The 2,078-nt window shown below is 65.8% G+C and carries 3 protein-coding genes; 2 read left to right on the top strand and 1 reads right to left on the bottom strand.

Going from position 1 to position 2,078, the window contains the following annotated elements; genetic code table 11:
- Nucleotides 1–155 precede the first annotated feature (155 nt).
- Nucleotides 156–584: an IS200/IS605 family transposase gene (gene tnpA, locus AC067Z_RS38820; protein ID WP_478794348.1), complete on the bottom strand. Its 429-nt coding sequence runs from the start codon at nt 582–584 to the stop codon at nt 156–158.
- 23 nt (nt 585–607) lie between these two features.
- On the opposite strand from tnpA, the gene AC067Z_RS38815 reads away from it, so the two are divergent.
- Both AC067Z_RS38815 and AC067Z_RS38810 read left to right on the top strand, forming a co-directional pair.
- Entirely contained in the window at nt 608–1,765 is a 1,158-nt protein-coding gene (locus AC067Z_RS38815) for an RNA-guided endonuclease InsQ/TnpB family protein (RefSeq protein ID WP_478794347.1), read from the top strand.
- 78 nt (nt 1,766–1,843) lie between these two features.
- Nucleotides 1,844–1,972, top strand: a complete 129-nt coding sequence (locus AC067Z_RS38810) for a hypothetical protein (protein WP_478794346.1) — start codon at nt 1,844–1,846, stop codon at nt 1,970–1,972.
- Nucleotides 1,973–2,078: the final 106 nt, after the last annotated feature.

The following is a 2,078-nucleotide window of genomic DNA, read 5'->3' as shown; positions in this document are numbered from 1 at the left end:
GGGCGCCGGCCAGGGTTTCGATGACGGAAGAAGGGGTGGGATCGTGCACGGGTCAATAAGAGACAGCGGCCCTGATATTCAGCATGATCTAGCGCGGAACCCCGGGCGTTTACGCCCGGGAGGAAGCGCTTCTCTGGGCTGCCTTGAGCCGCAGGCTACGAAGGGCGTTTCTGCTGCTCGATGTACTCCTTGATGATGGCGAGGGGCGCCCCGCCGCAGGATGCGGCGAAGTAGGACGGGGACCAGAAGTGGTCGCCCCACAGGTACTTGCGGATGTGCTCGGGGAACTCCTGTCGGAGCCTGCGGGCGGATACGCCCTTGAGGGAGCCGACCAACCGGGACAGGGCGACCTTCGGTGGGTAGTGCACCAGCAGGTGGACGTGATCGCGTTCGCCGTTGAACTCCACCAGTTCCGTTCCGAAGTCGGCGCAGACGTCTCGCATGACTTCCTCGCAGCGTCGCAGGATCTCGTCGGTGAATGGGCCGCGCCGGTACTTGGGTGTGAAGACCAAATGTGCGTGGAGAGTGTGGACGACCGTACGGCCCCTGCGGATATTGGGGTTTGGCTCCCAGCGTGGTGACATAGATCAATGCTACGATCTGGCCTGTGAAGATCGTGACGCAGGTGAAGCTCCTGCCGGAGGCCGGCCAGGCCGCCGCGCTTCTCGCGACCTTACGAACGGTCAACGAGGCCGCGTGCTGGGTGTCGGCGGTGGCGTTCGAGCGCGGTGTTCCGCGTGAGTACGAGCTGCGCAAGCACGCCTATGCCGAGCTGAAGACGAGAGGGCTGGGGGCGCAGGCCGCCCAGCACGTGATCAAGAAGGTCCGCGACGCCTACACCACGCTCAAGGCCAACATCCGGGCCGGGAGCCTCGGCAAGCCGGGTTCCAAGCGGCGGATGAAGGCCGGGACGAAGCCGATAACGTTCCGGCCCGAGGCCGCGCAGCCGTACGACGACAGGTGCTTGAGCTGGCAGTACGACACACAGACGGTTTCGATCTGGACCACCGCCGGGCGTATCAAGAACGTCCGCTTCGCCTGCTCGGCCGACGCGCTCAAGATGCTCCAGGAGCATCGCAAGGGCGAGTCCGACCTCATCGAGCGCGACGGCGTGTTCTACCTGATCGCTGTCTGCGATGTTCCCGAGGCCGAGCAGTACGAGCCTGAGCGGTTCATCGGTGTGGATCTCGGCATCGTCAGCATCGCCACCACGTCCACCGGCTGCCGTGCCGCCGGGCGGGGCCTGAACCGGCACCGCAAGCGGCAGCTCGACCTGCGTAAGAAGCTCCAGGCCAAGGGCACCAAGTCCGCCAAGCGCCTGCTCAAAAAGCGCAACCGGCGCGAGCAGCGTCACGCCGCCAACACCAACCACATCATCGCCAAGACGATCGTGACCGAGGCTGAACGCACCTCGTCCGGGATCTCCCTGGAAGAACTCAGGGGAATCCGGCAGAGGGTACGGCTCCGTAAGCCCCAGCGGGTCGCACTCCACTCCTGGGCCTTCGCTCAGCTCGGAGACTTCATCGTCTACAAGGCCAAGCGTGCCGGCGTGCCCGTGGTCTTCGTCGATCCGGCCTACACCTCGCAGCAGTGCTACGAGTGCGGCCACATCGACAAGAAGAACCGGGCAAGTCAAGACCTCTTCATCTGCCGGAACTGCGGGGTCGTTGCCCACGCGGACCGGAACGCTTCCCGCAACCTCGCCCGCAAGGGCGAGGCTGTGTGGACAGCGGGGCGTGAGTCACGCGCCCCTGCGACCCCATAGGGGTGTCTGGACGGAGGAGGTCACACCACCGCCAGTGGTGCCCTACCTCCAAGCCCGGTCCTTCAGGGCCGGGTCAAGTTGACTCAGCATGTGGGCGGTGACCCGGTCCGCTCCTGCGAGCCGGCGCTCCTGGCGAAGGACATCCCCGCTGTACCGGAGCAGGGGAACGGCACGGAGGAGATCACGATCGTTCTGGGCGAGGACTGAGCTCCTGCGCCCGCTGCAGTCAGGTGCCCACGAGGTCCAGTGCTTCGCCCAGGGATAGGGCCGAGACCACAGGGCTGGGGGCTGCGGCGAGGAGCTCCTGGAGGGG

It is taken from the genome of Streptomyces sp. NPDC043812 (assembly GCF_056436245.1).
The sequence above is the reverse complement of the archived record's forward strand: the minus strand, read 5'-3'. Positions and strand labels throughout refer to the sequence as shown.

What these genes read in the sequence shown, in the direction of transcription:
- tnpA (WP_478794348.1), bottom strand. Translation starts at nt 584, where the DNA reads ATGTCACCACGCTGGGAGCCAAACCCCAATATCCGCAGGGGCCGTACG.